Raw genomic sequence first — 1,995 nt, forward strand, 5'->3', positions numbered from 1 at the left:
TAAACGAGCAGGGAAGTTTGATGAGATTGTCAAAGAAATAAACAGCAGAACAAGAGGCTGGATTAATTATTTCGGCACAGGCTTCATCAAATCATTCGTGAAGAAAGTGGAGCAATGGCTGCATCACAGAATCAGACAACTTGTTCTTAAGCGATGGAAAAAGATACGAACTAAGATTAACAGATTAGAACGTTTAGGTCTAGATATAGATAGTGCTAAACGTATTGGTTTTTCACGCAAGAAATATTGGCGATTATCCAAAACGCCCGAGGTTCATCGGGCACTTACAACGAAAAGACTCTGCCAGTTGGTTTAGTGAAACTAAACCAACTGGCAGAGTCTGCTTACTTAAGATATTGAACCGCCGTATACGGAACCGTACGTACGGTGGTGTGAGAGGACGGTAAATAAATTAATTATTTACCCCCTACTCGATTGTAATCCGGTCAAACGGGTACACACCCTCTTCCTTAAAGAGTATAATGAATACTGACGAAGTGAAGATCAGAATGAAGTCAGGAGTTGTAAATATGAAATGGTTTAAAAACGGACAGATTTATTTGAGTGAATCGACTTTTGCAGAGAGCATGGTCATAGAAGGCAATACGATCAAAAAGGTTGGGAGCAACGAATCATGTGAGGTTTTTTTTAAAGGTGAAGAAGTCATCGATCTTGGAGGGAGAACGGTAATTCCGGGTCTGAATGATTCGCATCTGCACTTTCTCATGACTGCCGAATTTTTGTCCCTTCTTCCTATAACCGGTGTGACTTCAATGAAAGAACTGATCGATCGCTGCAGAGTTTACATAGAGGACCAGCAGATGACTAAAGAAGATGTCTTATATTCAGAGGGATGGAATCATACTTTGTTTACTGATGACAAGCGGATTCCTGACAGACATGATCTGGATCAGGCCTCTTCAAGCGTGCCGATCGTTCTGGTCAGAGTGGACCGTCATGTCATGAGTCTGAACACGGCCGCACTTAAGGCTTTCAATATTACAAAGCACAGTCAGTTAGAAACTGGTGGGGAGATTCTCAAAGATACCGACGGACTGCCTACTGGTATACTGACTGAAGGGGCTCTGGATCTGGTTAAAGCTCAGCTGCCTGCGAGAACCAGAGAAGAGAAAAAAGAAGCAATCAGACAGACGATGAAGCTGGCTAACCAGTACGGCATTACATCGATGCACACTAACGACGCTAAAGATGATACTGTAGAAGAGACATTATCTTTATATGAAGAACTTGAGCAGGAAAAGGCGCTGACCGTACGCTTTTATCAGCAGATTTGGTTCAACAATGGCAAATACCTGCCTGACTTTCTAAAAATGGATTACCCTTTCCGAAAAGGAAGCGACTGGAACCGTATCGGACCGATCAAGTTTTTCATAGACGGAACATTAGGATCCAGAACCGCTGCATTAAGAGAAGCCTACTCAGATGATCAGTCAACTAAAGGAATCTTGACGAAATCACAAGACACCTTGTCTGATGAAGTGAAAACAGCTGTCGACCACGGGTATCAAATGATTATTCATGGGATAGGGGATCAGGGTATAGAGACGATCCTCAATGCATACGATGCGGCCCTTGATGGCAAAGACAATGACTTGCGTTTGGGGATTAATCATATGCAGATCACTGGACTGGATCTGATCGACAGGGTGGCTGATAAAGGATATTTGACTTACGTTCAGCCGATTTTTCTGGAAGATGATATTCCTATCCTGTTTGATCGAGTGGGTGAGGAGCGAGCGAAGATATCTTACTTACTCAAGTTTTGCAGTTAAAAAATAGCCTTTGACCCTTGGTGTCATTGACTTGGTACCGATTATTATGCCGCTTTTGATATTTGATTCAGCTGGTTTTCTTTTAAAAATGGCTTGAAGAGTTCCGGTAAACTATCAAAGATGGTATCTAACAAGTCTTGAACATGTTGTTCAGATAGTACTAACTCGTTCATTAATGTCTCTTTCAGACAGGCCATTACGA

At 42.1% G+C, this 1,995-nt stretch carries 2 protein-coding genes; both read left to right on the forward strand.

Annotation, left to right across the window (positions count from 1 at the left end):
• On the forward strand, positions 1-316 hold a 316-nt coding region (locus tag ACYQ4S_RS11720), incomplete at its 5' end, for a group II intron maturase-specific domain-containing protein (protein ID WP_459771314.1).
• Positions 317-530: 214 nt separating this feature from the next.
• Positions 531-1,793, forward strand: a complete 1,263-nt coding sequence (locus ACYQ4S_RS11725) for an amidohydrolase (protein ID WP_459771316.1) — start codon at positions 531-533, stop codon at positions 1,791-1,793.
• The last annotated feature ends 202 nt before the right edge of the window (positions 1,794-1,995 follow it).

The organism is Alkalibacterium sp. s-m-28 (genome assembly GCF_054658175.1).

Bases quoted from the DNA above. Each gene is read 5' to 3' on its own strand.
- ACYQ4S_RS11725 (WP_459771316.1), top strand. From the start codon at position 531: ATGAAATGGTTTAAAAACGGACAGATTTATTTGAGTGAATCGACTTTT.